Source organism: Leptolyngbya cf. ectocarpi LEGE 11479 (genome assembly GCF_015207065.1).
GTDB classification, from domain to species: Bacteria; Cyanobacteriota; Cyanobacteriia; order Phormidesmidales; family Phormidesmidaceae; genus Leptothoe; species Leptothoe ectocarpi.
The window spans coordinates 1-3,685 of record NZ_JADEXP010000482.1 but is presented as its reverse complement, the minus strand read 5'-3'; the positions used below and the strand labels follow the sequence as shown (position 1 = coordinate 3,685).

At 44.0% G+C, this 3,685-nt stretch carries 4 protein-coding genes and 1 pseudogene; 2 read left to right on the top strand and 3 right to left on the bottom strand.

Features of this window, described 5'->3' with window-relative positions:
- Positions 1 to 387 precede the first annotated feature (387 nt).
- The gene (locus tag IQ260_RS28730) at positions 388 to 618 is read left to right on the top strand and encodes a helix-turn-helix domain-containing protein (protein ID WP_193996491.1); all 231 of its coding nucleotides are present in this window, start codon (positions 388 to 390) and stop codon (positions 616 to 618) included.
- 63 nt (positions 619 to 681) lie between these two features.
- Here the strand turns inward: IQ260_RS28730 and IQ260_RS28725 are convergent, their stop codons facing one another.
- Positions 682 to 1,620 (bottom strand): alpha-isopropylmalate synthase regulatory domain-containing protein, encoded by a 939-nt coding sequence (locus IQ260_RS28725; protein ID WP_193996490.1) that lies wholly within the window; start codon positions 1,618 to 1,620, stop codon positions 682 to 684.
- Positions 1,621 to 1,734: 114 nt separating this feature from the next.
- A complete protein-coding gene (locus tag IQ260_RS28720) occupies positions 1,735 to 2,130 on the bottom strand; it encodes a hypothetical protein (RefSeq protein WP_193996489.1) in 396 nt (131 codons plus the stop codon).
- Positions 2,131 to 2,329: 199 nt separating this feature from the next.
- Between IQ260_RS28720 and IQ260_RS28715 the strand changes: the two genes are divergently transcribed.
- Positions 2,330 to 2,794, top strand: coding sequence for a hypothetical protein (locus IQ260_RS28715; RefSeq protein WP_193996488.1), 465 nt, complete (start codon positions 2,330 to 2,332; stop codon positions 2,792 to 2,794).
- Between the two features lie 130 nt (positions 2,795 to 2,924).
- Here the strand turns inward: IQ260_RS28715 and IQ260_RS28710 are convergent.
- Positions 2,925 to 3,685 (bottom strand): annotated as a pseudogene (locus IQ260_RS28710) (S-layer family protein); the annotation flags it as partial.

Here is a 3,685-nt window from a genome sequence, read left to right as displayed (position 1 = left end):
TCTATAAACTGTGTCAGATTGTAAGTGTTTAGATTGTGCACTATACTCTTATCCATTTTTTCAGCACTCGCATTGATTGACCACTTTTCGGTTCGATTTGCTCTTTACTCCAGGCATCAGATTCCGCAAAGCCAAGCTTGTGGAGGTGTTTGATGGTTAGGTTCAGGGCGATGGTTGACCCAACAAGAGTAATAAGGACCGATTCTCGGTGGGGGTCTGTCGGAGTCGGCGAAGATTGAGGTGGAACATTGTAAATATCGGGGCTGGGAATGAATTCTTGCATAGTGAGAATGGTTTAATGTATCCATAAATGTGACATTAACATGATGTGCATGTATTCACAAGTGTGACATTTACCTTCTGGATCGGCTCTGACATGATCAGAGTATGGGACGGGCAAGTACAGCACTAAAGCAGGTTTTAGATACTTACGGTATTAGTCAGAATAAACTGGCTGTAACCATGGGAATTAGTCGTGCAAATGTTGGACGCTGGTATCACGGTTTAGATCCCAGTGCTGAGAACATTGCTCTTATTGCTGAGGCTTTGAAAGTCTTAAATATTGAAGCAGCTCAAAAGTTTGTGAGGCTCTATTTAGGAGTGATTGTCGATGACTAGCCCCGTCGTTTTGCTGTAGAGAACGCGACTAGACTCAGCTTGGAGGTGTTTGATTATAGGGCACTAACCAAAATGAAAAGCTTCGGCAATTTCGTTAATTGCGTTGATGTAAGCTTCAGCACAGGCATGATAAACACTATTATGGCGGGCACTGGCTGGAAATAGCTGACCTGCACATTCAATATTTAATGACACCTCAACCAAGGCATCAGGGCCACCAATGATAGGTGGAATGGAAAAGTTGATGAGTTCTCTCTGGGGTAAATGAAGGCACCGATCGATAGCTTGATCTAGAGCCTTCAACGTTGCACCACAAGGAGTAGAGCCTCGTTCTCCTCCCTTAATACGATGCCCCGTTTGATCGCGAAGAATAATATCAGCTTGGCTAAAACTGCCACCGCCCAACTGAAGACTCAAACTTTCAAAATGAATATAACAACTTGTCATTCTAGAAGGCTGCTCTCTACTAGTCTGGTTCTGTAGATGAGACCAAAAACGGTTGGGAGGAAACACACCAATAGTTTTGGGTAAATGCATGCTTGTATCAGCATCTTCAGAATCCAGGGTTAAATCAAAAAATCCCTGCTGTTCTAATGCTCTACGTTCATGAGGATTGCGAACAAACGATGTCGGCTCCCAAGTGACAATGTAGTCAACACATTCTTCAACTGCACAGGCAAGCCGTAACGCATCATAGAAATTAATGGCGTAATGCTGAGACTCTTCTAAAACATATGACGTGATCCGACAGTTACGTAAGTTTTTACGGACCTCTTGACAAACTGAATTACTCTCTTGAGAGTTAACATCTAGCTTGTATAACTCTCTGAGAGTAAATGCCAGGTCAAAGTCAATATCTGAGATATACCACTCGATGGGAGTAGCAATTAAACGCCTTAGTATGTTGGTGTGATAACTCCTAGAGGCGTAGCTTCTGGATAAACAGTTTTGAAACACATTGGCTGTAATCAGAGCGGTTCTTGAGCAGATTGTAGAAGACATGGCTTTGATTGGTGGGTAGGCTCAAAAACATCGATATACTCACTCAAACACACAACTATGCTACTAAAATTACTACGCAATTAGGGCTGAAACTTGGTGAAGTTCTAAACTACGTCATGATGGATGGCTGTCAGATTGAGCCTGGATTAGCTGCTCAACCATCTTTTCCAACCGATCCAGACGCTCTCGATTTTTAAAGTCCTGGCTTTGTTCAAAAGCACTTTGCATTAGTAAAGAGTATAAAGGGCTGGAAACCAGCGAGTCAGTTTGTTTTTTTTCATCTTGCAGCTTGTGAAATTCAGCTTCGAGGGTCGCTACTTTATTGGCGACCCTCTGATTCACCAGCGCTTCTAGAGGCTCCGCTTCTGCGTCTCCTGACTCACTTAACCCCTGTTTTAATAGACGAAAGACCAGTTCTGTCATTGATATACCATCGCCTTGAGCACGAACCCTAAGCGCTGCAATGAGTTCTTCGGGCAGGCGAAAACTAACTAACTTCTTAACGCTCATTTTACTTTTTGTTAATACAAAAATGCTTTCTGTAATACATCCCTAGTCGATAAGCCTAATGACTAAACCCTAAAAATGTCAACGTATTTCAATCAAGAATTTGTGTCTTTAAAGAACACACATAATAAAATGACATACACTTGACATACAAAAAGCTGATAATGTATTACATGAATATATCAGTAAGAGGGCTGGACTTATGGTTAGTATTGCTACTCCGTACTTGATGCCGGACGTTAAGAAATCTGTGTTGCCTCTCGATCAGATTTCGTTACCTTGTCAGAGTGTTTATTCTCCTCAGGCTTGTCATCATCTGTATTGGCAATTGCTTCATTTGCAAGAGTCGCTGGCTGCTACTCGTGAAGAGCTACAGGCTCTTAAGTATTCAAAAAACATTTTGACGTCATCTTCTTCATCTGTTGTCAATGAGCCTATTGTGATGAAACGCTATTCGTACTCTCCGCTGATGCAACTTACATTTAAAGCATTGAGTTATTTAGTCTGGCTGGTGATTGGCCTTGCGATCGCACTTTCCCTGACCCATATTCTGAATATTTTGCCGATTACCAACCATATTATTGGCTTTGTAGCCATGCTACTAAAACCATTAGTCGCCATTGTTCTGGGTTTAATAGCCATCACAGTCTTTAAGGAGTCCCTGTGAGCACTGTTCAACTTATTTTATAGCAACCGTTTGAGTGTTCCGGATACTATCACTTAAGCGGTTGTTGATGCTCTCATTAGCTACAAGTCAAGGATATGGGTGTGATCCTGATATGGTTTAGGAGTATGCGTCAGCTGTCGCGATGGGCGGCGCACTCCCCCCCTGAGGCATGTGAGCTAAAGCTGGTGGTTTCAGCTGAGCTGGCTAGTACAAGTTGGCCATTTTCATTGACCTTTGCATAGCTGGCTTCGCGGATCGACGGGGCATTGGAGATGGTTGTTTGTGCCGCTGTAGGTAAGTTGTTGGTAGCCGCCGCTGTTGGAGTGACCTCATTCAAAAAACGCCAGTCTTGCCAGCTGCCAGCTGTCTGCAATTGCTGGGTAGGATTTGACGGCAGCCCATTCTGACCGCCAATCACAAAGCGATTGTTACTATCGGCTAGGCAACCCGCAACAATTTGGTCTGTCGGATCGTTGAGAGCAGTGGGTAGCTCCACTAGGCCGCTATCGGGTTCTAATTCAGGCGTATTCAGTTCGACAACACCATTAAACTCAGGTCCCAGAGCTGATGTAGCCGTAATGTCACTCTCGGCAGTTACAACTTCTCGAAACTCGGTACCGAGAATACTTTGGGCCGTAATACTTACCCGTCCGCCGCGACCCTGCATGGCATTGGCGGTAATGTCGCTGTTTTCGAGGGCAATTAGAAATGCAGTGTCAATGGCAATATTGCCACCGTCAGCATTACCCGCATTGGTATTAATATTGCCACCCTGCCTTAATAACAAAATAGGCGTTTGTAGCTCAATATTACCCCCATTCCCAGCAGCGGTGGCCGCGTTAATGGTGCCGCCATTTTCTAAACGAATTAGATTAGCCGTGGCATTTAGGG